This is a genomic window from Streptococcus sp. HF-2466 (assembly GCF_015594645.1).
GTDB classification, from domain to species: Bacteria; Bacillota; Bacilli; order Lactobacillales; family Streptococcaceae; genus Streptococcus; species Streptococcus anginosus.
On record NZ_JADNQU010000001.1, the window covers coordinates 251,384 to 277,095 of the forward strand.

Annotated in this window: 21 protein-coding genes and 2 pseudogenes; 5 read left to right on the top strand and 18 right to left on the bottom strand. The window is 38.9% G+C overall.

Annotated features, from left to right (window positions below; all coding sequences use genetic code 11):
• Window positions 1–85: 85 nt before the first annotated feature.
• The 3 genes and pseudogenes from IYQ91_RS09935 to IYQ91_RS01315 form a co-directional block, all read right to left on the bottom strand.
• A pseudogene (locus IYQ91_RS09935) lies at window positions 86–631 on the bottom strand (DUF1697 domain-containing protein).
• A 30-nt stretch (window positions 632–661) separates the two neighbouring features.
• Window positions 662–2,650: an excinuclease ABC subunit UvrB gene (gene uvrB, locus IYQ91_RS01310; protein ID WP_195672835.1), complete on the bottom strand. Its 1,989-nt coding sequence runs from the start codon at window positions 2,648–2,650 to the stop codon at window positions 662–664.
• Between the two features lie 90 nt (window positions 2,651–2,740).
• A complete protein-coding gene (locus tag IYQ91_RS01315) occupies window positions 2,741–3,700 on the bottom strand; it encodes a CPBP family intramembrane glutamic endopeptidase (RefSeq protein WP_195672836.1) in 960 nt (319 codons plus the stop codon).
• Between the two features lie 162 nt (window positions 3,701–3,862).
• On the opposite strand from IYQ91_RS01315, the gene IYQ91_RS01320 reads away from it, so the two are divergent.
• From IYQ91_RS01320 to IYQ91_RS01330, 3 genes are all read left to right on the top strand, one after another.
• Complete coding sequence (locus IYQ91_RS01320; RefSeq protein WP_195672837.1) at window positions 3,863–6,046, top strand: ABC transporter substrate-binding protein/permease; 2,184 nt, start codon at window positions 3,863–3,865, stop codon at window positions 6,044–6,046.
• Window positions 6,046–6,786 (top strand): amino acid ABC transporter ATP-binding protein, encoded by a 741-nt coding sequence (locus IYQ91_RS01325; RefSeq protein ID WP_003024883.1) that lies wholly within the window; start codon window positions 6,046–6,048, stop codon window positions 6,784–6,786. Before IYQ91_RS01320 ends, IYQ91_RS01325 begins: the two co-directional genes overlap by 1 nt.
• A gap of 422 nt (window positions 6,787–7,208) precedes the next feature.
• Window positions 7,209–8,744: an ATP-binding cassette domain-containing protein gene (locus IYQ91_RS01330; RefSeq protein WP_195672838.1), complete on the top strand. Its 1,536-nt coding sequence runs from the start codon at window positions 7,209–7,211 to the stop codon at window positions 8,742–8,744.
• A gap of 20 nt (window positions 8,745–8,764) precedes the next feature.
• Here IYQ91_RS01330 and IYQ91_RS01335 read toward each other — a convergent pair whose 3' ends face one another.
• The 10 genes from IYQ91_RS01335 to IYQ91_RS01380 form a co-directional block, all read right to left on the bottom strand.
• Window positions 8,765–10,513, bottom strand: a complete 1,749-nt coding sequence (locus tag IYQ91_RS01335) for an ABC transporter ATP-binding protein (protein WP_195672839.1) — start codon at window positions 10,511–10,513, stop codon at window positions 8,765–8,767.
• Window positions 10,494–12,239, bottom strand: a complete 1,746-nt coding sequence (locus IYQ91_RS01340; RefSeq protein ID WP_195672840.1) for an ABC transporter ATP-binding protein — start codon at window positions 12,237–12,239, stop codon at window positions 10,494–10,496. Before IYQ91_RS01340 ends, IYQ91_RS01335 begins: the two co-directional genes overlap by 20 nt.
• A 173-nt stretch (window positions 12,240–12,412) precedes the next feature.
• Window positions 12,413–13,120: a glucosaminidase domain-containing protein gene (locus IYQ91_RS01345; RefSeq protein ID WP_195672841.1), complete on the bottom strand. Its 708-nt coding sequence runs from the start codon at window positions 13,118–13,120 to the stop codon at window positions 12,413–12,415.
• A 120-nt stretch (window positions 13,121–13,240) separates the two neighbouring features.
• Entirely contained in the window at window positions 13,241–13,828 is a 588-nt protein-coding gene (yihA, locus tag IYQ91_RS01350; RefSeq protein ID WP_003032247.1) for a ribosome biogenesis GTP-binding protein YihA/YsxC, read from the bottom strand.
• An 11-nt stretch (window positions 13,829–13,839) separates the two neighbouring features.
• Window positions 13,840–15,072 carry an ATP-dependent Clp protease ATP-binding subunit ClpX gene (clpX, locus tag IYQ91_RS01355; RefSeq protein ID WP_003027977.1) on the bottom strand — a complete coding sequence of 411 codons (1,233 nt, stop codon included), beginning with the start codon at window positions 15,070–15,072 and terminating at the stop codon, window positions 13,840–13,842.
• A gap of 38 nt (window positions 15,073–15,110) precedes the next feature.
• Window positions 15,111–15,284 (bottom strand): hypothetical protein, encoded by a 174-nt coding sequence (locus IYQ91_RS01360; protein ID WP_003032252.1) that lies wholly within the window; start codon window positions 15,282–15,284, stop codon window positions 15,111–15,113.
• On the bottom strand, window positions 15,284–15,796 hold the full coding sequence (locus IYQ91_RS01365; RefSeq protein ID WP_195672842.1) for a dihydrofolate reductase: 513 nt from the start codon (window positions 15,794–15,796) through the stop codon (window positions 15,284–15,286). Before IYQ91_RS01365 ends, IYQ91_RS01360 begins: the two co-directional genes overlap by 1 nt.
• 186 nt (window positions 15,797–15,982) lie before the next feature.
• Window positions 15,983–16,822, bottom strand: coding sequence for a thymidylate synthase (locus tag IYQ91_RS01370; RefSeq protein WP_195672843.1), 840 nt, complete (start codon window positions 16,820–16,822; stop codon window positions 15,983–15,985).
• Between the two features lie 85 nt (window positions 16,823–16,907).
• Window positions 16,908–18,125 (bottom strand): chloride channel protein, encoded by a 1,218-nt coding sequence (locus IYQ91_RS01375; RefSeq protein WP_195672844.1) that lies wholly within the window; start codon window positions 18,123–18,125, stop codon window positions 16,908–16,910.
• A gap of 14 nt (window positions 18,126–18,139) precedes the next feature.
• A complete protein-coding gene (locus IYQ91_RS01380; RefSeq protein WP_049517663.1) occupies window positions 18,140–18,406 on the bottom strand; it encodes a chorismate mutase in 267 nt (88 codons plus the stop codon).
• 253 nt (window positions 18,407–18,659) lie between these two features.
• Here IYQ91_RS01380 and IYQ91_RS09940 point away from each other — a divergent pair, with 253 nt between their 5' ends.
• Window positions 18,660–19,052: a hypothetical protein gene (locus tag IYQ91_RS09940; RefSeq protein WP_229311589.1), complete on the top strand. Its 393-nt coding sequence runs from the start codon at window positions 18,660–18,662 to the stop codon at window positions 19,050–19,052.
• An 8-nt stretch (window positions 19,053–19,060) separates the two neighbouring features.
• The gene (locus IYQ91_RS09945; protein ID WP_229311590.1) at window positions 19,061–19,504 is read left to right on the top strand and encodes a hypothetical protein; all 444 of its coding nucleotides are present in this window, start codon (window positions 19,061–19,063) and stop codon (window positions 19,502–19,504) included.
• 187 nt (window positions 19,505–19,691) lie between these two features.
• On the opposite strand, the pseudogene IYQ91_RS10125 reads toward IYQ91_RS09945, so the two are convergent.
• The 5 genes and pseudogenes from IYQ91_RS10125 to IYQ91_RS01410 form a co-directional block, all read right to left on the bottom strand.
• A pseudogene (locus IYQ91_RS10125) lies at window positions 19,692–22,192 on the bottom strand (pneumococcal-type histidine triad protein).
• A 144-nt stretch (window positions 22,193–22,336) separates the two neighbouring features.
• Window positions 22,337–22,978, bottom strand: a complete 642-nt coding sequence (locus IYQ91_RS01395; protein WP_022525936.1) for a Pr6Pr family membrane protein — start codon at window positions 22,976–22,978, stop codon at window positions 22,337–22,339.
• A gap of 8 nt (window positions 22,979–22,986) precedes the next feature.
• Window positions 22,987–23,322, bottom strand: a complete 336-nt coding sequence (locus IYQ91_RS01400) for a zinc ribbon domain-containing protein YjdM (protein ID WP_003032271.1) — start codon at window positions 23,320–23,322, stop codon at window positions 22,987–22,989.
• A 323-nt stretch (window positions 23,323–23,645) separates the two neighbouring features.
• On the bottom strand, window positions 23,646–24,440 hold the full coding sequence (gene proC, locus IYQ91_RS01405) for a pyrroline-5-carboxylate reductase (RefSeq protein WP_195672845.1): 795 nt from the start codon (window positions 24,438–24,440) through the stop codon (window positions 23,646–23,648).
• A gap of 4 nt (window positions 24,441–24,444) precedes the next feature.
• Entirely contained in the window at window positions 24,445–25,707 is a 1,263-nt protein-coding gene (locus IYQ91_RS01410) for a glutamate-5-semialdehyde dehydrogenase (protein ID WP_195672846.1), read from the bottom strand.
• Window positions 25,708–25,712 lie beyond the last annotated feature (5 nt).

Here is a 25,712-nt window from a genome sequence, read left to right on the forward strand (position 1 = left end):
AGTAAAAATTCTTTCTCTTTATTCAAACATATATATTCATTAACAATTCATCATTAGTTTTCCAAAAAAACAAAATAATGCCTCTTTAACTAGTATCTGCCAACTTCAAAATTTTCTGAAAGGTTTTCCCATTGCGAATAGTCAAAGACTTGTAAAAACTAGATTTGAGTAGCTTCTTGTAGTAGTTGGACTTGAGATAGTCAGCCTGATCGCTATTTCTGTAAAAGAAGGCTGTCTGACCGAAATGCAGCAGCTCCCTGTCATTTGACCAGTTCCTTGCCTATTCCTCTATCTGCTCGTGACTGGCTTCCGGCAGGTAAAAGAGGACATCGCGCCGATAGGCTGCCTCATCCTGCCACCAAGCAGGCAGTTTTGCCACTTCTTCTTAGAGAATAGCAGAGCTGAGCAGGACAAAAGGGATTGGAAAGTCATAGGATTGACTGAAATAAGCCGTCAAAATCGTCCTAATCTTTTTCTCGTGCTCCTAATTGTCAAAAAAGAGATTGCCGCTGTTGATGTAGGAGATAGGGTTCTCAAAACTGAGTCCCGTCAAATCGGCCTTCAAATCAGCCATAGCTACCTTGTTTTTCCCACCGACATTAATGCCGCGAAGTAAGAGTGTGTAACGCATTCTTCTTTCCTTCTTGCTTTGTTTATCTTTCTAATCCACCGCCTTAATCTCCAAAATCATATCGCGGATTTGGGCGGCCAGCTCGAAGTCCAGAAGACCAGCCGCTTCTTGCATTTGTCCTTCTAGCTTTTTAATCATATCCTTGCGTTCCTGCTTGTTAAGACTTTCAATATCTACCACTTCTTCCTTGTCTGGTAGAGAGGCTTTTGTCACACTGATTAAATCACGAATTTCTTTCTGGATTGTTTGCGGTACAATACCATGTTCTTCATTATAAGCCATTTGAATCTGACGACGACGGGCGGTTTCATCCATAGCTTTTTGCATGGAATCTGTGATCGTGTCAGCGTACATGATGACGTGGCCTTCACTATTACGGGCAGCTCGACCAATGGTTTGGATTAAACCACGCTCATTGCGTAAGAAACCTTCCTTGTCTGCATCAAGAATGGCAACCAGACTAACCTCTGGCACATCAATTCCTTCACGCAACAGGTTGATTCCGACTAAAACATCAAAGACACCTAACCGCAAGTCGCGGATAATTTCTGTCCGTTCTAAAGTCTTGATATCCGAGTGCATGTACTTGACCTTAACACCCATTTCTTTAAAGTAATCCGTCAGATCTTCTGCCATCTTTTTAGTCAACGTCGTGATAAAAGTCCGCTCATTCTTTTCAGTACGTACGTTGATTTCGCCTAAAAGATCATCTATTTGACCCATAGTCGGACGCACTTCGACTTCTGGATCCAGCAGACCAGTTGGTCGAATAATTTGCTCAATTACTGTATCCGTCTGCTCCCGCTCATAATCCCCTGGCGTAGCAGATACATAGACAATCTGGTGCACATGACTTTCAAATTCTTCCCGACGCAACGGACGGTTATCCAAGGCAGAAGGTAAGCGAAATCCATAATTAACCAACATTTCTTTCCGAGAACGGTCACCATTATACATACCTTTGATTTGCCCCATAGTCATGTGACTTTCGTCAATCATAATCAAAAAATCATCTGGAAAGAAATCTAGTAAAGTGTAAGGTGGCTCACCTTCACTCCGTCCGTCCATGTGGCGAGAATAATTCTCTACACCACTCGTATAGCCCATTTCGCGCAGCATTTCAATATCATAGTCCGTTCTTTGCTTCAACCGCTGAGCTTCTAAAAGCTTCCCTTCTCTTTCAAAAAAGGCTAGCTGATCTTCTAATTCTGCTTGAATTTTACCAATAGCAATCTCCATATTTTCGTCATTGGTCATAAAGTGAGTGGCAGGAAAAATAGCTAAATGATCTACTTCGCCCAACACTTGACCAGTCAATGCTTCTACTTCTCGAATGCGGTCAATTTCATCCCCGAAAAATTCCACCCGAAAGGCATGTTCATCGCGAGAAGCTGGGAAGATTTCCACGACATCGCCACGTACACGAAATTTTCCCCGTTGAAAGTCAATATCATTGCGCTCAAATTGAATATCAACCAAATCATTGAGAAGTTGATTCCGCGAAATCTCTAAGCCAGGTCGCAGACTGACCACGCTATCGGAGTATTCCTTAGGCGAGCCCAAACCATAAATGCAGCTGACTGACGCCACAACAATCACATCGTTGCGCTCCAGAAGAGCCGAGGTTGCTGAGTGACGAAGTTTGTCAATCTCATCATTGACCGAGCTGTCCTTCTCAATATAGGTATCACTGGAAGGCACATAGGCTTCTGGTTGGTAATAGTCATAATAAGACACAAAATACTCTACCGCATTGTCAGGAAAAAACTCCTTAAATTCACCATAGAGCTGACCAGCCAGAGTTTTATTATGAGCGATAACTAGGGTCGGTTTATTGACCTTTTGGATGACCTGACTCATAGTGTAGGTCTTCCCAGTTCCTGTCGCTCCCATGAGAATCTGAGCTTTCTCACCACCCTCTATATTATCCACTAATTGCTCAATCGCCTGTGGTTGATCTCCTGAAGGCTCATACTTGGAAACTAACTTAAATTTATTGTCCGTAATTCTATTTATCATTATTCTTTTCCTCTATACAATCTTCTCTTATTTTATCACAATTCTTAAAATATCACTGACTTAGGATATAAAGAATCTCACCTAGTAAAACTAAGTGAGATTTGATTTTCTAAATTGCAATGCTGTAGGCAATTTTTCTTCTTTTTTAAGAGACCAATACAGATAGGCAATACTGAGAATTAACACCAGACTGGTAAAAATAGAACCTTCTGCTCCAAAAGCCCCACCCGAAAGCCAATCAACACTAGATTTCGTATTATAGGCAAAGACGGAAGCTTCTGCTCCCTGACCGCTGACCTGAATACCATAAATATTACCTTGAACAAAATTCCAAGCCCCGTGGATACCAGCCAGACCCCACATATTGTCCGTTTTTAGCATGTAAAAACAAGCGAAAATACCATCAAGAATAATGTTGATAATCGAAAGAAGCGTTACACCGGGATTTAATAAATGGAGAGCACCAAATAGACCAGCAGAAATTAAGATACCGACCAAAATATTTGACTTGGCAGTAACCGTAGGAAATAGCCAACCACGCGTCACCAATTCTTCTGTTCCGCCTTGTAAAATCCAAAACGGAATCAGGGCGATAATAAAGAGAAAGGGCTCCAAACTAAGATGGTTGAGTTCTAACCTACTTACACCTGTCACCAAAAGTAAGACAACTATGAGAGAAAACTGTGCCGCTCCAATCAAAAATCCTTTTGCTAGTTCTTTAAACCAATTTTCCTTAAAAAAACCAAGACTTGAAAAAAGTCTTTTTTCAACGCATTTCACCCAAAGAAAGAGAGCTAAAGAAATAAAGGAAAAGAGGAAGAGTTGGATGAAAATCATATAATGTGATATCAGTTCTTGTATCATTACAAAGCCCGCCCCAGAATGAACAAGGCCAAGCACAAGACCCAGCAGTATCGAAATTGGAACCAATGCAAGCCCACCGACAATTTCACCTCCATAAACAAAAACAATCGAGAGGATAACAGCCAACCAAATAGGCGGAATGTAACGGGACTGTTTCACATTATCAAGCATACGAGATTTAAACATAAAATTCCCTTTCTATTTTTTATTATTATATCATATTTATTTTACGCAAATCAAAAAAGAAATTTTCGTCCATGTTATAAAATCTAACATAAAAACGTGAAATATTTGCCTTTCGAAGATATTTCTGGTATAATTTAAAAATATTCTTTAAAGGAGAGACTCATGAAGAAAAAAATTATAACTTTTTTGTTAGCTTTACTACCACTCTTTGCAGTACCAGCTATTCATGCCGATACAATCAAAGTGGTATCTGATACAGCTTACGCACCTTTTGAATTTAAAGATTCCGATCAAACTTATAAAGGTATTGATGTAGATATCATCAATAAAGTTGCTGAACTAAAAGGTTGGGACATCAATATGACTTTCCCTGGCTTCGATGCAGCGGTCAATGCTGTTCAATCTGGTCAGGCAGATGCTATCATGGCTGGAATGACAAAAACCAAAGACCGTGAAAAAGTCTTCACCATGTCTGATACTTATTATGATACAAAAGTTGTCATCGCAACGACTAAAACAAATACAATCAGTAGTTATTCACAATTAAAAGGAAAAACTGTTGGGGTTAAAAACGGAACGGCCTCTCAACGCTTTCTAGAAAAAATCAAAAACAAATACAAATTTACTATCAAAACATTTGACACAACTGATTTGACTTACAACAGCTTGAATTCTGGTTCAATTGACGCCATGATGGACGACCAACCAGTCATTGAGTATGCTATTAAACAAGGTCAAAATTTAAAAATCTCTATAAAAGGAGAAGCTGTTGGTAGTTTTGCTTTTGGTGTCAAAAAGGGAAGCAAATATGAATATCTAGTAACGGAATTCAATGAAGCGCTTGCTCAAATGAAAAAAGATGGTTCTCTTGACAAAATCATCACAAAATGGACAAGTTCTACAAATACAAAAACAACTAGTTCTACTCCAGAAACCACTACCCCTGCTGGTCAAAAAGCTACTCCCGTAAAATCAACATATACCATTGCGAGTGATTCTTCCTTTGCACCATTCGTTTTTCAGGATAGTAATAACAAGTATACTGGGATTGACATGGATTTGATAAAAGCCATTGCCAAAGACCAAGGTTTCACGATTGAAATTACAAATCCCGGATTTGATGCCGCTTTAAATGCTGTACAATCTGGACAAGCTGACGGAATGATTGCAGGGATGTCTGTGACAGACGCTCGTAAAGAAACCTTTGATTTCTCAGAGCCTTATTACACAGCAAACGCAATCCTTGCTGTCAAAGAATCCAGCACAATTACTTCTTATAAGGACTTGAAAGGCAAAACAGTCGGCGTTAAAAATGGTACTGCTTCGCAAACCTTCTTAACAAAAAATCAAAGTAAATATGATTACAAAATTAAAACATTCGCTGATGCTTCTTCAATGTATGATAGCTTAAACTCTGGCTCTGTAGATGCCGTTATGGATGACGAACCTGTTGTTAAATACTCCATTAGCCAAGGCCAAAAACTGAAAACACCAATCAAAGGAACTCCTATTGGAGATACTGCTTTTGCCGTAAAAAAGGGTAGTAATCCTGAATTGATCCAAATGTTTAATAATGGTTTGGCAAATATTAAGAAAAACGGTCAATATCAAAAAATTCTTGATAAATATTTGAAAAAGACCAGCTCTGCTTCTAGCTCTTCAGATAGTACAGTTGATGAAACAACCATTTGGGGGCTTCTCCAAAACAACTATAAACAATTGTTAAGCGGACTTGGTATCACCATTGCTCTTGCGCTTCTGTCATTTGCTATTGCTATGGTAATTGGAATTATCTTTGGTATGTTTAGCGTGAGTCCCGTCAAAACACTCCGCGTCATCTCAGAAATCTTCGTGGATGTCATTCGTGGAATCCCGCTTATGATTCTCGCAGCCTTTATCTTCTGGGGTATTCCAAATCTCATTGAATCAATGACAGGGCATCAAAGTCCGATTAACGATTTTGTGGCTGGTACAATTGCTCTTTCTCTCAATGCTGGCGCTTATATTGCAGAAATCGTCCGTGGTGGGATTCAAGCTGTTCCAGTTGGACAAATGGAAGCCAGCCGAAGTCTTGGTATTTCTTACTCAAAAACCATGAGAAAGATTATTTTGCCACAAGCGACAAAAATCATGTTACCAAACTTCGTCAATCAGTTTGTTATCGCTTTGAAAGATACTACAATCGTCTCTGCTATCGGTCTCGTCGAACTTTTCCAAACGGGTAAAATCATCATTGCTCGTAACTATCAAAGCTTCAAAATGTATGCTATCCTAGCAGTCTTTTACTTGATTATCATCACTCTTTTAACGAGACTTGCAAAACGCTTAGAAAAGAGGATTAAATAATGGCTAAATTAAAAATTGATGTCAATGATTTACATAAATACTACGGAGAAAATGAAGTTCTAAAAGGAATCACAACCAAATTCTATGAAGGGGATGTCGTTTGTATCATCGGACCTTCAGGTTCGGGAAAATCAACCTTTCTTCGCAGTCTCAACCTGCTGGAAGAAGTTACAAGTGGATCTATTACCGTGGACGGTTTCGACTTAACCGATAAAAAAACAGATGTCGACTTAGTTCGTGAAAATATTGGTATGGTTTTCCAACACTTCAATCTCTTCCCTCACATGACAGTTTTGGAAAATATCACCTTTGCTCCTGTCGAGCACAAGCGAATGACACAAGCTGAAGCAGATAAACTTGGTATGGAATTATTAGAAAAAGTCGGTCTCTCTGATAAAGCTGATGCCATGCCAGATAGCCTCTCAGGTGGACAAAAACAACGTGTTGCAATTGCACGGGGACTTGCTATGAATCCTGATATTATGCTCTTTGACGAACCTACTTCTGCTCTTGATCCCGAAATGGTTGGAGATGTTCTCAATGTTATGAAAGAATTGGCCAAGCAAGGCATGACTATGATTATTGTAACTCATGAAATGGGATTTGCTCGCCAAGTGGCAAACCGTGTTATCTTTACGGCTGACGGAGAGTTTTTAGAAGACGGTAAACCCGACCAAATCTTTGATAATCCGCAGCACCCACGCCTCAAAGACTTCCTAGATAAAGTCTTGAACGTATAATATGACTTCGAGTCTGGAACAAAAATGTTCCAGACTCGTTTACTTTCTAGAAGAAAACTCAATAACACAACAGTTGCACTTTCATTCTATTTATTCTTAGTGACAAACTTTTTTCTCGGTACTCTTTTGACATTTTATATCTTTTTTGCTACACTAAAATCAGTAAAATTCGGAGGTAAGGAGTTTATGTACAAGAAATCTATTGCTTAAAGGAAACTTTATCTAGTAGATTTTTTGTCATGCTCTTGCCTATTTTTCATAAAAGAAATTTTTTTCAAACTTCTCAATGATAATCTATTCGTTGCAAACTACTCCGTTTTGCAATGTTTGTTGGCAATCCAAAAACAAGAACAGCTCTGCTAGATAAATAGGGCTGTTTTTCTTAGCTCTAAAATGACAATGAACATCATAAGGAGACATATATGCTACAAATTCGACATTTAACCATTACCCATTTAAAAGACTTCAAAAACATGGTCAATGATTTATCACTTACAGTCAATACAAGTGATAAAATTGCCATTATCGGAGAAGAAGGAAATGGAAAATCTACTCTTCTCAAACTACTCATGAATGACGCACTTGTTTCAGACTATGTTAGTTATACGGGAGAGATTCAAAAAAGCTATAATCGTTATGCTTATTTGCCGCAAACTTTACCTGAAAATGAAAGAAAACTCTCTCTCAACGACTATTTTTTTGGAGATTTGGAAGTAGACATAGATTACAACAAACTTTATCGCTTCGCTCAAGAATTAAAGTTTGACAGTCAACGTTTTACTAGCCAGCAAACAATAGCCACTTTATCCGGTGGTGAAACATTAAAAGTGCAGCTTTTAAAAATCCTCTCTACTGATTGGGACCTGCTCTTTTTAGATGAACCTTCCAATGATTTAGACATAGACACTCTGATTTGGCTGGAAAATTTTCTTCAAAATACACCTCAAACAGTTATGTTTGTTTCACATGATGAAAGTCTTTTAGGTCATACAGCAACAAAAATCGTGCATTTGGAATTGGTTAAGAAAAAGCAAGAAACTCGGACGACTGTGAGGAATCTGGATTATGAGAATTACAGCCAGCAACGACAAGCTACATTTGAAAAGCAAACTAAAGACGCAAAAAAAGAACGAGAAGAATATCAAAAAGCAATGGCAAAACACCAGCGAGTCAAACAAAGTGTGGAGCATGTCTTGCGTCATACTCATGACAGCACAGCTGGTAGATTACTAGCCAAAAAAATGAAAAATATTCTCTCACAAGAAAAACGTTTTAATCGAGAAGCCACTAAAATGACAGAGTTACCAACACAAGCAGATGCTATCAATCTACAATTTTCTACTATTACTCCTCTGCCATCTACAAAAAGAGTAGTCACTCTCAAACAGATGTATTTGAAGGTAGGGGAACGCACCTTAGCCAAAAATATAAATTTTGAACTCTTAGGGCAGGAAAAGATTGGGATTATTGGTGAAAATGGTGCCGGAAAATCTACTTTTATCAAAGAACTGCGAAATCTATTGCAAAAGAAAAAAGGCATTACGCTAGGGTATATGCCTCAAATCTATCCTGATAGTTTAAACGAAGCCGATTCTCCAATAGATTTTCTAACATCTACAGGAGAGGCTATTGAGCGAGAAAAAATCCTCACACACCTAGCCAGTCTGCAATTCACGCGCAACGAAGTACATCATCCCATTTCCCAGCTATCTGGTGGACAAAAAGCTAAATTACTGCTTCTAAAAATAGTATTAGATCAAGCAAATGTCTTGTTGCTAGACGAGCCGACACGCAACTTTTCCCCCACTTCTCAGCCACAAGTACGAAAGCTTTTTACAGACTATAGCGGTGCTATCATTACCGTTTCACACGACCGCACCTTTCTCAAAGAAGTTTGTCAGAAAATCTACCGCTTGACTGAAACAGGACTAGAGCCAGTCAGAAATGAACAGCCATAAATTTGTTCTCCTAGTTAATCTTAAACAGCCAAGCTCCCTTGAGCTGTTTGCATTTGGTAATAAACGCCTTTTGCTTGCATCAGCTCTTGATGACTGCCATATTCCACAATATCTCCGTCAACCAGCACTAAAATGATATCTGCATTCTGAATGGTAGACAAGCGATGAGCAATGATAAAACTGGTTCGCCCTACCATGAGCTTATTAAAAGCCTCTTGAATGAGTACTTCAGTCCGCGTATCAATAGAGGAGGTTGCTTCATCCAAAATCAGGATTTTAGGAACCGCTAGAAAAACACGCGCAATGGTCAATAGCTGGCGTTGTCCTTGTGACAAAGAATCTCCTGCATCTGCTAGATAAGTATCATAGCCATGCGGCAATTGCTGGATAAAGAAATGAGCATTAGCAGCTTTAGCTGCTGCAATTACTTCTTCTCGGCTAGCCTCTGGTCGCCCAAAAGCAATATTTTCATGAATCGTCGCTGTCTTCAGCCATGTTTCTTGTAAAACCATACCAAACTGTTGGCGAAATGAGACTCTGGTGTAATCTGTAATATCTCTGTCGTCTAACTTAATCTTACCCGCATCTACATTATAAAAACGCATGAGGAGATTGATTAAAGTCGATTTTCCAGCACCAGTTGGTCCAACAATAGCAACTTTGCTTCCTGCTGGAACGGTCATGTTTAAATCGTGAATCAAAGGTTTATCTTTTTCATAACCAAAACGGACATGTTCAAAACGAATCGCTCCCCGTACTGCCTCACTCGTAAGTTCTTCTTTCCCCGTTTCCACAACTTCTTTTTCATCTAAAATCATGTACAAGCGCTCTGCACAAGCAAGGGCGCTTTGCAATTCAGCCATAACAGACGAAATATCGTTGAAGGGCTTAGTGTATTGGTTGACATAATTTAAGAATGTCACCAATTGTCCAACTGTGAAACTAGAGCCGTTAATGATACGAACCGCACCAAATCCAACAACAATGGCATAGATAAGAGCATTAACGAAGCGAGTCGCTGGATTGACAGTAGAGGAATAAAAGATAGCATCCTGAGAATAGTCCGCATAGCTCTCATTGCCCTTTGTAAAATTCGTAATGAATTGCTCTTGAGCATTAAAACTTTGAATCAAACTTTCTTGAGAGAGACTTTCTTCAATGAGCTGTGTCTGAAGCCCTCGAGCTGTGGTTTGTTTTTGAAACAACTTGTAACTTTTACGGGCAATAAAACGCGCAATCAGCATAGATAAGGGAGTTAAAAGCAAGACTAACATCATCATGAAAAAGTCAATCCTTGCCATTGTCACAATCGTTACAAGAATAGTCAACACGCCTACAAAAAACTGATTGAAGACCATAAGTAAACCATTATTTAGCTGCTCCACATCCGTCGTCAAGCGACTCACTAAATCACCGCTCCCTTGACGATCAAGATAAGCCAAGGGAAGTCGATGAATTTTTTGAATAACTGCGTCCCGAAGTTTCTGACTATAACTATAAATCAACTGATTATAGACTAAAGGATTGAGCCATTGAATCGCTGTATTGGCAACAATCACCAGACCCATTTTCGAGAGAATTGGAAGCAAATGCTGACTTGCATCGGGAAGTAGAACACTATCCACTGCATTCCCAATCAAAATCGGCAAATAAATGGTCAAAGCAACCTGAACAATCGTTCCAATTGTAGCTAGTAGGAAAAGCCAGCGCTGCTGCAATAAATCACTTGCAAGGCGTTTCAGACCACTTTTAGAATACCTCATTTTCATGCTTTTCCTCCTTGCTATGTTGTGAGAGATGAATTTCTCGATAAATAGCGCTCGTTTGAAGCAAATCTTCATGTGCGCCAAGAGCTACCTGATGGCCTTTATCCAAGACAAGTATCTGATCAGCTGCACGCAAGCTATTGGTTCGCTGTGAAATTAAAATCAAACTCGTGTTCTTTAACTGCTCTTTGATAGCTTGCAATAGTTTAGCTTCTGTTAAATAATCAAGTGCCGAAGTGGAATCATCCAGCACCAGAAAAGGTGCTTTTTGTAAAATAGCGCGCGCAATCGTCAACCGTTGGCGTTGACCACCGGAAAAATTCCGACCAAAAGCTTCTACTACTGCATCTAGCTGACCTTCTTTTTCCTGTACAAAGTCACTAGCCTGCGCAATATCAAGAGCCCACCAAAGTTGTTCATCCGTCACCTCGTCTTCCAAACCCAGCAATAAATTTGAACGAATCGTTCCACAGAACAATTCTGCTTTTTGTGGCACCAAACTCATCCAAGTGCGCCACTCTTCAAGGTTTCTAGGACTTCGACCATTTTTGAAAATAACCAACTGACCAGCAGCAATCAAATACAAGTGCGCCAACAGCTGCACCAGAGTTGATTTTCCTGAGCCTGTTCCGCCAATCACTCCCAAAGTCTGACCAGATAGTACGTCAAACGAAATATTTTCCAAGGAGGGACTAGCAGCTTGTGGATAGGTAAAGGTAACATTTTGAGCAGAAATAGATCGAGCACCAACAGAATGCCGTATTGGCAGTTCTGATAACACATCTTCCTCTTCCTGTTCAAAGACCTCTTGGATTCGTCCAGCGCTGATGTAACTTTGATTCAAAGAGGTGATGAGCATCGCCAGTTTCAACAACTCTATCAAGATTTGCAAAAGGTAATTGACTAAAGCAACTAATTTCCCTTGCGTCAGCAAATCCTGTCCAATAGCTAGATTTCCATGCCAAATAACCATGACCAAAGTGCTATTTACCACTAAAAAAGTCAACGGGCTAATCAAGCTAGACCAAACCCCTGTTTTTATCTGCCAGGTCTTATAGATTTCGTTGGTATCTCTAAACTCATGGATTTCTTTATTTGTTTGCCCAAAGGCACGGATAACACGCATACCTTGCAGTTGTTGGCGTGTCATATTGACAATTTTATCTGTAATCTGGCGAATTTTAGCGTACAGCGGATTTACCAAGCGTGACATGATATAGATAATACCCGTTAGGATGACAACCATGAGTAAGAACCACAGTGTAATACTTGGACTAATCAAAAATGCCATGATAATCGAGCCAAAAACAATAATCGGCGCGCGCAAAAAAAGACGAAGAAATTGATTGATACCGGTCTGAATTTGATAAGTATCACTTGTTAAACGAGTGACCAGACTAGATGTCGTCAAGTTATCTCGACTAGCTTTTGGCAAACGCATGATTTTTTGATATAAATCTTTAGTTAATTGACGTGTAAACCCTACCGCTGCTTTTGAGGAATAATATTGAGCAATAATCGCCACGACAACACCAAACGATGCTAGGACAACCAGTAAAAAGACCATGGTATAAAGATGCGCACTATCTTTTTTAGGGATTGTTTGGTCTACAATTGTTGCAACCAAAATTGGCACCAATAGTTCAAAACTAGCTTCTAATAATTTAAAAAGTGGCCCCAACAAGGATTCTTTGATATAACTCTTAAAATATTTCAATAAATCTTTCATGAAATCTCTTTTCTTATACAAAACTAGTTCTATTTTATCATAATCTAGCCTTCTCTGTGATTTATTAGCGGATACAATTATTTTTATAGGAGAATTTTTGTTAGATGAATTCCAGATAAAAAGGAGAAGAACGATTTCGTTCTTCTCCTACTAAATTTCTTTCGAATAAAATATTATTGATGACGATTTGCCCAAACAACATCCAAATCTAACACTTCTTGTGTTGTGTATTGTTGACGATAAGGATTGTAGACTTTGTTAGTTGTTGCAACATTGGTTGCTTGCACATTTGGTACATCGTATTGTGTCAAATTATATTGTTGAATCAAATTATTCAACTTAACATTATAGCTTGTATCCGTTGCATAGACACCTGTTAAAGCAGCAGTCGCATTCATATAGCTGGTCGTATTACTCTTCCAAGCATAAGTGTAGCGGCTATGTTTTAAAATCGCCACATAGTCTTGTAAAGATTCAACATAACTTGGATAGGATCTAAATTCTGCATTGACATTATAAGTATTTCCTTGCCCATCATCTTCTAGTGTAGCCATTGTTGCTGATTGCCCAGCATACTGTCCTTTGATGCCAAATAAATTATGATGAGGAGCGGCTGATAAAGCAGAACGTCCAGAATTGCTTTCCAGAATGGCTTGTGCAATCATAACCGAAGCATACAAATCATTCTCTTGTCCTAATTGACGAGCCGTTTCACCAATTTGTGAAATGAACACCTCTGTTTGAGTTAACGGACGTTGATAAGCCTCATCATTGGCACTAGCTGGGTGAACTTGCTTAGACAAAACTGCACTAACCAATAAAGCGGCGACCGCCAAAGCTAGAACTGTTAAAATTCTTTTTTTCAATTTTTTCTTTCTCATAGCTTATTCTCCAGTATAATATATTTTGATTATAACATAAAATTCCCAGCCCTTAGTTACAATTTGGTGACAGATTCATTATAAAAAACCGAGAAAATGATTCTCAGTCTTTCTTCAACTCTAAATTTTTTCCAAAATCGCATCCCAAGCTGCTTCTAAACCATCTTTATTAACAGATGAAAAAACAATAAAATCATCATTTTTATCAAAATCTAACTTTTTCTTAATGACTAATTCGTGCTTATTCCATTTGCCGCGTGGAATTTTATCTGCTTTCGTGGCTACGACAATGACTGGTATTTCATAATATTTGAGAAATTCGTACATTTGTACATCGTCTGCACTTGGCTCATGCCGAAAATCCACTAGACTGACAACTGCTCTGAGATTTTCCCTGCTCGTCAGATATTCCTCGATCATCTTGCCCCACTTCGCTCGTTCTGTCTTAGAAACTTTAGCATAGCCATATCCTGGGACATCCACAAAACGAAGTTTGTCATCAATATTGAAGAAATTCAGCAATTGCGTTTTTCCTGGCTTGCCAGAAGTTCGAGCTAGATTTTTTCGATTTAACAATGTATTGATAAAGGAAGATTTACCAACATTTGATCGTCCAGCAAGGGCAATTTCAGGAATCTCATCTTGCGGATAATGAGATTTATTTGCTGCACTTAGCAAAATTTCTGCATTGTGTGTGTTAATTTCCATTGCACACCTCTTTATGCTGTTTCTAAAATCGGCTTATCCGTTCCGTCAACTGCTTCCTTGGTAATCCGCACTAACTTCACATTTTCTTGACTTGGAACTTCAAACATGACATCCATCATAGTTTCCTCGATAATCGACCGCAATCCACGCGCACCTGTCTTACGTTCAATGGCTTTGTTGGCAATCTCTTGGAGAGCATCATCATCAAACTCCAATTTGACATCATCATAAGAAAGAAGAGTCTGATATTGCTTCACTAAAGCATTCTTTGGTTCGCGAAGGATTCGCACCAAATCATCAACTGTTAAAGGCTCAAGCGCTGCAAACACAGGCAAACGACCAATCAATTCCGGAATCAAGCCAAATTTTTGAATATCTTCAGAGATGATTTCTTGCATATAAGAACCAGTTTCATCAATGGCCTTGTTGTTTTGACCAAAACCGATAATTTTTTCGCCTAGACGTTGTTTGACAATTTCTTCAATACCGTCAAATGCACCACCAACGATAAAGAGAATATTTTTCGTATCTACTTGAATCATCTCTTGTTGAGGGTGCTTGCGGCCGCCTTGCGGAGGTACGCTGGCTACAGTTCCTTCAATAATTTTGAGGAGCGCTTGCTGAACACCTTCACCAGACACATCACGAGTAATAGAGACATTTTCGCTTTTCTTCGCAATTTTATCAATCTCATCTACATAGATGATACCACGTTCAGCACGCTCAATATTGAAATCTGCTGCTTGCAAGAGTTTCAAGAGAATATTTTCAACATCTTCTCCGACATACCCAGCTTCTGTCAAAGCTGTCGCATCTGCAATCGCAAAAGGAACATTCAGACTTTTTGCCAAAGTTTGAGCGAGAAAGGTCTTGCCAGAACCAGTTGGCCCAATCATGAGGATATTGGATTTCTGCAATTCGACATCTTCCTCATCTTCACGATTATCATGAAAATTGATGCGTTTATAGTGATTGTAAACAGCAACGGCCAATGCTCGCTTAGCACGGTCTTGTCCAATCACATAATGATTCAAAATATTGAGTAGTTCTTGCGGTTTTGGTACTTCTGACAAGTCTGCCAGCACTTCTTCTGCCAATTCTTCTCTAATAATTTCTTGTGCTAATTCCACACATTCATTACAAATGAAGGCATTATTTCCTGCGATAATTTTTTGAACTTCCTCTTGGCTTTTACCACAAAAAGAACAATAAACCATCATTTCGTTCGTACGATTTGTAGGCATTTTTCACTCCAATTCTATTCGTTGTTTATTCTTTTTTCTCATTTAAATAAGGTCATATAAAAAGCATGAATACTATTCACCAAATTTGTAAAAGCATTCAGCCAAAAGAGCACTGATAATCCATACCGTTTTTTACGAAAAGCTTGCATTGCCGCCATAACACAAACGACACACAAAAGAGCCGTAAAAAATCCGAAAATACTACGTTCCATTACGACTCCCTTCTCTGAAAGGTTGTGACAGTAAAGTCATACTCATTCTTTTCATCTTTGGCATGAAACTGATGAGACAGCTCCTGAAATTTCGTCATATCAAAATCTTTTGGGAAATAAGTATCACCTTGTAAACGAGCATGAATACGGGTAATAACTAATTCATCCATTAAAGGCTCAAATGCAGAAAAAATCTGACCACCGCCAATAATACAAAGAGTTTTTTTCTGAGTCTCATACCATTTCATAACAGAATCAACATCATGAAACACCAGAACTCGCTCATTATCTGCTTGATATGATTTGTCTCTCGTCAAAATAATTGTCGTGCGATTGGGCAATACTCTGCGGTTCATCCCATCAAATGTCACTCGCCCCATTAAAATAGCCTGTCCAGTTGTCATTTCTTTAAAATGCTTGAGATCAGCTGGTAAATGCCAGGGCAATGTGTTGTCTCGCCCAATCAAGCCATTCTCATCTTGCGCCCAAATAGCTACAATTTTCTTTGTCATTTCCTCATCCTTTGAATTGATATTTCTATTTTATCAAATTTCACAAAAAAAGGCTGACTTTAACTATCAAATCAAAGCGCCAATTTATATTGCACAAGAAATCCGTTCTTTTATGATGTCTTGTGAAAATAGTTAGATACAGCCCTTTAGTTTTTAGATTTTGAAAATCTGAAAATCACTTCATTCTCAAATGGCTAAATCAAATTTCAACTGTGGCTTAACAGGGATATAATCAACTAATTCAAAATCTTCTGCTTTAATGTCAAAAAAGTTGGTTCCGTCTGGGACATTCAATACTAATCGTGGCAGGCAATCCGTCGGTTCACGTCGAAGTAATTCTTCAGCTTGTTCAAATTGATTATCATAAATATGCAAATTGTTGACAAAATAAAATAATTTACCAACTTTCCAGCCAAAATGCTTGGCAATCATCATTTGCAATGCTACATACTGCATGGCATTGATGTGATGAGCTACCAACATATCATTTGAGCGTTGTGTCAGAGTTGCATCCAGATAAATGTCACCGTCTACACGGCGTACATCAAACATGGTCTGAAAAGCACAAGGCAATAGGCCTTCTGTTTCCTCAAATGCTTCATAATCCCAAAGCGAGATAATATTTCGTCGATTCCAAGGATTGATTTCTAGCTGTTTCAAGATTTTATTGATAATATCATGTTTCTTAACAACAGCGCCATAGCGCAAGCCAATCGTGCGAGTATCTCCCACTTCCCAATCATTCCAATAATGAACATTGTACTTTTCTTCTAAAATATCTAAGCTATTGGATTGGTCTTGGTAAATCCAGAGCACCTCTTTGATAGCTGACTTGATAGCAATCGGCCGAAGCGTTGTAATAGGAAATTCTCCCTTGCTCAAGTCGTATTCAGCAAAAGAACCTGTAATATACTTAGAGTTAGCCACTTTCCCGTTTTTATAACGAGGGCGTGCATTTTCAGAAAAAACACCTTCATGTAAAATTTTTCGAATATTTTCTTTAAAAATAGTATCTGCTTTTGTCATGATTTCCCTTTTCTAATATTGCTTTTTCTAGTATAACACAAAATAAAAATCTCCTACAAGTCAAAACCTCGCAGGAGAACATGCTTTAATATCGAATTTTTTGAGCTCCATAAATCGAATGCTGACGATGTAGAGAAAACGCCACCGCACACACTATGAAAAAATAGGGGAAATTAGTAAAGCCAAATACTTCACAGCCGATTAGAATAGGTCCTAAAAAAGTAGATGTTGCACTTCCAAAAACAGCAGCATAACCTAGTGCAGCAACCAAACCAACTGGAAGTCCAAATAAACCTGCCAGTAGAACGCCTAGACTTGCCCCAATTGCAAAAAGCGGTGTTACTTCTCCACCTTGAAAACCTGCTGATAAAGTCAAAACTGTTAGAAGTAATTTGAAGAACCAATCATATAAATAAATAGATTGTCCAGCAAAACTAGCCGTAATTAAATTTGTTCCAAGCCCTGAGTATCGACCTTTATCCAACAATAAAAAGACAATACTTAAGACAATTCCCATCACCACGATTCGTTTGTAGGGATTTGGAAAAATAGTTGCCACTTTCTTTTTACTCCACAAGAGGGCATAAGCAAATACATTGCCACAAAGTCCAAATAAAACTCCAAGGAGCACTAATTTAATAACAAGTATTGGAGATAATCCCAAATGAGCAGAAATTGGTTGCATAAATTTTTCAAGACCTAACGCATGTGATGTCCAAGCAGCAACGAGAGAGGCTATCATGGCAGGATACAAAGCAGTCAGCTGCAAGTTTCCTACAACCAAGACTTCCATCGCAAACAAAACTGCAGCCAGTGGCGTTTGAAATAGCCCAGCAAATCCAGCAGCCATTCCTGTAACTAAAAATACTTTTGAAGTATTAGGAATAGAAAAGTTCTTGCAAAACCAGTGAGAGACTGTGGCACCCAATTGTACTGCTACTCCTTCTCGACCGGCCGATCCACCAAAAAGATGCGTCAACCAAGTCGTCACTATAACAAGAGGGATTAAGCGCTTGGGAATGTGATTTTCTACACCATGCCCAACTTCAAAAATCAAGGTCATTCCTTTGCTACTTTTCCCACCATATTTCTGATAGAGAAATACAATCACTAATCCTGCAAAAGCTAAAAAAGGAATCAAATAGAGTGGATACATAGAGCGGATATCGCTTAAAAAGATAAGGGTTCGCCCAAATATCGCATCAATAATCCCAACTACTAGACCTATAAAAATGGATAACACTGTAATAGCCACTGCTCGCTTTCCACTATCAAGCCATTCTATATCACGCGCATTTTTCATTTAAACTTCCTTTATTATTTGACGTGTTGGTCTTGATAAGCACGCGAATGTTTCAAAATATCAGAAAAAGTCCGAACAATGCTTTCTTCGTACTGTTTTTCATGTACACTATTTGCAACTTTATCAAGAATTACTTGTTCACGCCGGGTATCTAATACAGCTTTTCCAGTCTGACGTTTATAGAGAGCAACTTGACTCACCAAAGCCATTCTTTTTTCTAATAAAGCAATCAAATCTGCATCTATTTGATCAATTTCTTTTCTAATTTCTACTAAATCCATGATGTCCTCCTAATCGCTTTCTATCTTAACAAAATTTTTCACAATATGCTAGTAATCGTCAGGTTTTGAATCTCAAGTCCTAATTTTCTCAATTTTAGCAGAAAAATAACACTCAAATTGAGACAAGTTCAAATAAAGCCTATTCTTTCAGCTCTAAGCAGCTTCTAATCTTCTACTTTGTTTCTACTCGCCCTAAAATCCGGCTTGACAATCCCTTTCCTTCTGTGGTAATTTTGAAAAATAAGAGGGAACGATGTTAGATTACTATTTGGAAGAAGCTATTTTAAACAAGGCAGAAGTGTTACAAATTTTGCTGGAATTTCAAACTTTAGAGATTGAGCAGATAACACAAATTACCAGTTTTAGTGAGAAAAACATTTATCAATACTTGGCAGAGCTGAAGGAAGAATTTCAAGATTTGTTCTATTTGCGAGTCATGAAACGCACGGTTCATTTGGATATTTATACAAAGCTCAATCCGCTAGTCTGTTTTCATCGGATTTATCAAGGTTCTACTTTTCTTCGTCTTTTGTGCTATTTCTTGCGGGAAGAAAAAGAAAGTTTTGCCTGTTTTATCCAAAAAGAATATCTCTCACGTTTCAATATAACCACAGAGGTCTGCGCGACCCACTTTATCGGATTTTAAAGGTGCTTGTGAGAGAATGGATGCAAGAGATGGGCTTAACAGGCGAGATTTACAAGTACCACATTTATCATGTGAGCATTCAGTTGCGAGAGCTGATTTATTCCCGCATGGCTCCTATTCCGCTTTACATTTTTGCGAGTAACAATGCGGATTTGACAACTTTAAAGAATGCCTTCTCCATGAATATTCCACCTACTATTGCACGAATATCTGGTGTTGACTTTTTGAATACCTCCTTGAATTTGCAGACGCACGAGGAAACAAGCATTATCGTAGCCGACCAGCACCTTTCGACTTATCTCGAAGCCTTATTTCCAGAGGTAGAACACATTCTCATCAACTTTTCTATGAACTTTTATGACATTCATTACCAGCATATCTATGAAGCTATTTACAAGTTAAGAGAACAACGATATCGGGAGTATGTCAAGGGCTTGGAGAAGTTGATGTAGAACAAATCAAAATCGTTAAAATCCGGAAAATGGTTATCTGTACAGTGCCTGAAAGTCAAAAAATACTTTTCTTCAGTTAAAAGCAATAAAGCCTGAAAAAGTTCCTTTAGGTAACAATTTTCAGGCTATTTTTTATCTAAAAATCTCAATTGAACAGCCTTCTCAGGAAATTCAAAATAAAATTTTATTATTGTTTTGAGACAGACTCCTGCTCATTAGACGAAGTTGTCTTTTCAGCTGTTGATTTTGTTTCATTTTCAGCCACTTTCAAGTCTGACGGAGCTTGTTCTTTCTCAGAATTGTTTACCTTATTGGCTTCTTCATCTGATCCTTTCCTCGAATCCGGCTGCGCTTTTTCTTCTTTTTTAGTTTCAGAACCCTTGTCTGTTGAGTCAGCAGTTTATTCCTCTACTGGAGACGATTTAGCTTCATTGGTATCTACGCTCTTTGCAGTACCTTCTTTTTTAGAAGCCTCTTTTTCTTCTTTCTTTTCCTCGATCAATGGATTGTTTTCGATGCTTCCTCCCTTAACGGCTGGGAAATACTGAGCCAATGCTTTTGGAATTCGATTTTCATTTAACTCCAGTTCTGACTTTGGAATAAAATTATGACTAAGATCAATATAGGTAATGGTATTGTTAGGGGTACTAATCGCCACGCTTGTGATCTTATTCTTAGATACATCTAAATTTTCAAGTGCTTTAAATTGATTCACACCTTCCAAATTCTTCAAGGCATTGCCGCTTAAACTCAATTCCTTCAAAGATGATTGAGTTCCAGAGATATTTAAGCTCTGAATTTGATTTTGAGCTGCTGTAAAGCTGGTCAGATTCTTTGCTGCTTCAATCCCTGCCAACGAAGTCAGGCGATTACCACTCATTGTAATACTTGTCAAAGCAGGATTGTTTTTCAAGAAATTCAAATTTTGAATATTTGACTCATTCACTGTCAATTCTGCAAGCGCTGAGGTTTTCAAACTATTGAGATCTAAGTTAGGATTATTTGACAAGAATAGACGTGTTAGGTGCGCTTTTTGAGCCAATGCTGATACATCTTGGAGTTGATTGTGCTCCAGACTAACCGCTTGTAAATTTGAAAGATTTGATAGAGCTGAAATATATGAAATTTCATTATAGTCCAAATTCAAGGATTCTAAATTCTTCAACTGAGCCAGCGGACGAATGTCACGAATATTATTACCAGCCGCCGCTACCGTTTTCAGATTTGGATAGTTCTTTAAGAAAGATAAATCTGAAACGCCATTTTGTGAAATATCCAAACCCTCCAGAGTTGGAAACTCTTTCAAAAAGTCATAATTCGTAATCTCTGTCTTAGTCATCCAAAGCTGTTTCAAATGCTTAAACTGTAACACTGGACGGATATCTTTAATTTTGGTAAAACCAATTCCTAGCACTTCAATATTTGGCATCAAGTTAAGACCTTTACGCTCCAGCGGATCTTTTCTTTGCCCAATATTTAGGTATTTCACCGTTGCCAACCAGGCTTTCATCTTTTCCAAGTCTGTTTCATTTGACGGAAATTCTGTATCCGCAGTTGCATGTAAAATATCTTCGATAATCTCATCATCAAATCCCAAGGCTTTCAATGTTGCCATGCCTACCTTATCATGAGCATGCGGATCACCGTGTGGATCGAATGGTTTGGTCGTATCAATGTCGCTAATTAAAGTTGAATGTTTGTGATCGCCGTGTGGATAAACAAAAGCCTTCCCTTTTTCAGTGTCAATCACTTGGATCAAACTTTCATCAATTTCCAACTGCTGTGCCAGATAGGTCTTTTTCTTAGCGATTTCTTTATTTTCTTTTGAAGAATCTTGTGCTGGCGTGGACGGTGTTTGATCTTTTCGACCATAGTAAGCGTCCTCAACAGCCTTTTATACTCTGCTGGGATTAAATATTCCCATTTGGACTGAATGAGTTGTTCATAAGGGATAACGTGCGTATGACCGTTATGGTTCACTAATAAGCTATAGGATTTCTTTTCTTTAATCCCTGTTCCATCAAATAAAAATCCATCATTTGTCGGATAATCTATACCAGCAAACTGACGTTTGTTTGAACCCGGATGCTGTGGATTTGCAGGTGGGTTTGTGTAATTTGGCTGCGCATGCGGAAGAGATTGCTCACCTGAAGCATTGCCAGACGATACCGTTTGAGGCTGATAGGCTTGACTGCCATTACCTCTTAATGAATGTTTCCAGATATAGTGATAGTGATCACCGTGTCGAACAACATAGCCATTTTCATCTTCTGAAACAATATCTTTTGGATTAAACACATAGCCATCATCAACGTCACTCGCTTGACCGAGATTCTGCGCAGCGGCGGTTGACGGAGCTTGACCATTTTTCGGAATCAAATAAGCCCATTTGCTGTTTTTTAAATCGGAATAAAAAATAAAGTGTGTGTGACCATCATGGTCTAAAATCAAGCCGTCATTTGTTCTAGCCTTAATCTGTGATTCACTTGTGAATAGAAAACCGTCATCTGTCGGCTTATCTACACCTGGTACTTGACCTTTTTTAGCGTTAGAATGTTTCTTTTTCACTCCTTGTTTCGCCGTCACCTTATCCCTGCTTTTTGACGACGAGTTAGAATAGCAAGCAGTCAGTAAAAGATTGCAAGATAAAGCAATTCCCGCCAATGCCCAAAGCTTCTTATATTTCATATAGCTCTCCTTTTGTTTAACTGGTTAATATTTAACTAGTTAAACAAAACACAGAAAACACATCTTGACAAGAAAAAATAAGTCAAATAGAGAGTTTTTAGCAAAATACAGAAAAAAACAGACAACATCTGTTTTTTGTAAACTTTAAGAGGGCTGTTTTCGTTTCTGACGTCTTGAAAAAGACATCACTCCATAAAAACTATAACCGGCCAACAAATAGCCGATAAAGATTTTGAGTGACCATTGCAACACATACGGCCAACCGTACTTTGGAATATTTAAGAAAAAATAAGCAAAAGGACTATCTTTTGCGCCTGGAATAGGCCACTTGATGACTAAACCATTAAACAAGGCAAAAGCCAAATAAATCAAAGGCACACTTGTCCAAACAATCGGGTCAAACCAACGATATTGTGAGCGTTTATCAAACAACAAGGTATCCGCTAAAAACCATAGTGGTACAATGTAATGACAGAGGAAATTTTCCAGTCGATAAAAATCAGTCGCGAGCGGTGCCAACATAAAATGATAAATGACGCATGTAATCATGATACACATGGTCACTCCGCCTTTTAGCCGAAACAGCGACTGCGTTTGCCAACGATGTTCAGAACGCGCCATTAGATAAAGCAAATAGGCCGTAAAAGCTGTGACAATCATGTTAGATAAAACCGTGTAGTACATCAGCATTCCTAAGCCACCATGCTTTGTGATTTCAAGGTAAACTCCTGTAAATCCTAACATAAACAATACCATGCGGCTATAAAAAATCACATTTCGCTTCATCATCAACCTCAGATTTTCTTGACAAACTCTGATTTGAGCTTCATCGCACCAAAACCATCAATCTTGCAGTCAATATTGTGGTCTCCTTCTACAATCCGAATATTTTTCACACGCGTCCCTTGTTTCAAATCCTTTGGAGCACCTTTGACCTTTAAATCTTTGATGAGAGTGACGGTATCTCCGTCCGCAAGCTGATTCCCATTTGCATCAATTGCTCTGATACGCTCTTCTTCAACGACTTCTGTCGGATTCCATTCGTAGGCACATTCAGGGCAAACTAACAGCAAACCGTCTTCGTAAACATATTCTGAGTTGCATTGTGGACAATTTGGTAATTGATTCATACTTCTCCTTCACTAATCTCTAGACATCACACCTAGAATTTATCATGCTTTTCTATTTTACTATAAATTAAAAAATTTGACAAATGAGATAAAATGACTAATTTTTAAAAGACTTTTTGACTCAATACTTAATGAAAATTACAAGATTTAACGACCTTCACTTCTATCTGCTAGTACCTTGAGCAATCAACTACCATGTTGTTGATTTATTGCGCCATACACTTTGAAGTTGGAGATTTTTGCAAAGTATAAAGAGTCATTTGTTTTTCTCTTATAGATTTTTTAATGTCACAAAATACTTCAAGCATTGGAAACCATCTATGTCATTTGCCTAGTTTCTGAGTGCGTTTATAAGATGCAGCAACGGCTTTGATAATGTTTCCTCTGAAAGCATCTGCTTCAAGACTCGCCACTCCTGCAATCGTTGAGCCTGCTGGGCTGCAAACCTGATCTTTGAGAACAGCAGGGTGTTGACCACTTTCTTTGGCTAATGCTGCTGCTCCTAAAAGGGTCTGATTTGCTAATTGCAGAGCTAAGTCTCGTGGTAAGCCAGCTTGCACCCCTGCATCAGCCAATGCTTCCAAAAAGAGATAAACAAACGCAGGACCACATCCAGCAACGGCAGTTGCCGCATCTAACTGCTGCTCCTTTAAATGAACCAGCAAACCGGCAGGATCCAATAGTTCACACAACAAGTCTTCATCCTGCTCTGTTGCTTTATCTGATAAAACATAGCTGATAACACCAGCACTAACTGCAACGGGTGTGTTGGGCATTATCCGGATCAACCGATGTTGTGTAGGAACAAGAGCTTCTAACTGCTGCAAGGTCAAGCCAGCAGCCATAGAAATGAGTAAAACAGAGCTGCGCTTTTCTAAAATAGCATGGTATTCTTGCAACAAATCCGCAAATTGAGTGGGTTTCACACCCAAGAAAATCACATTTGCTTGCTCAAAGACGACTTCATTCGTGACAGGTTCGCCACCCACTTCATTCGCAATCTGCTTTGCTTTTTCTGGGCTTCGATTTGCGAGCAGGATTTGATGATTTTTTTGCCCAGCCACTACACGTGCTAAACTGCCACCCATATTTCCTAAGCCAATAAATCCAATTTTCATGTTTTTACTCCCTAATCTGTCCTGAACCTTGCACAACATATTTATAACTCGTTAATTCTTTTAAGCCCATCGGACCGCGTGCGTGTAATTTCTGAGTAGAAATCCCCATTTCACAGCCCAAACCAAATTCTCCACCGTCTGTGAAACGTGTGGAAGCATTGACATAGACTGCTGCACTATCAACCTGCTCTGTAAAAATCGCTGCGCTAGTGGCATTGTTGGTAATAATGGCGTCTGAATGATGTGTGCTGTGCTGCTCGATATGTGTGATAGCTTCTTCCAAAGAATCCACTACCTTTACAGCCATGATATAATCTGAAAATTCGCTATCAAAGTCGCTAGGATCTGCTATTTCCCCTGAGATGAAAGAGCGAGCTGTTTCATCCAATCGAAGTTGAACAGGTACTACCCCACGCGCTTTACGAACAGTTACTAAGCGTTCTTCTAATGTTGGGAGAAACTGAGAAGCAATTTTTTTATGAACTAGACAAACTTCCATTGCATTGCAGACCGAAGGACGACTGGTTTTGGCATTGTTGATAATCTCTAGTGCCATTTCTTGGTCAGCGTCCTTATCAACATAGATATGAACAATCCCCGTACCAGTCTCAATCACAGGAACCGTCGCATTTTCAACGACCGCTTGAATCAGCCCCGCACCCCCACGAGGAATTAGCAAGTCCAAATAGCCTTTTGCTTTCATCAAGATTTGAGCACTTTCACGACTGGTATCTGACACCAACTGCAAGCAATCATCTGAAATCGCGGTCTGACGAAGTGCCGCCTTTAGCGCGGAAACAATGGCAGCTGCTGTTTTATGCGCTTCTTTTCCGCTGCGAAGAACAACTGCATTTCCACTCTTAATGGCTAAAGCAGCTGCATCAGATGTCACATTTGGACGACTTTCATAGATAATTCCAATCACCCCAAGAGCTACCCGCTTCTTAATGATTTCTAGTCCATTTTCCAAATGAGAGACTTCTAAGATGTCTCCAACGGGATCTGGCAACGCAATCACTTGACGAATGCCAGCTGCCATGTCTTTGATGCGATTGGCATCTAAATACAGACGATCCAACATGACATCTGAAATATGACCTTTTGCCGCTGTCATGTCTTCCGCATTGGCTGTCAAAATTGCGTCCGTAGTCGCTTCTAAATAATCAGCCATCAAAGACAGAGCTTCATTTTTCTCAGCCGTTGAAGCTGTGTTAATTGATTTTTTTGCTTGCTTGATTTTCTCTAGTAAGCCTTGTGTACTATTCATATCCT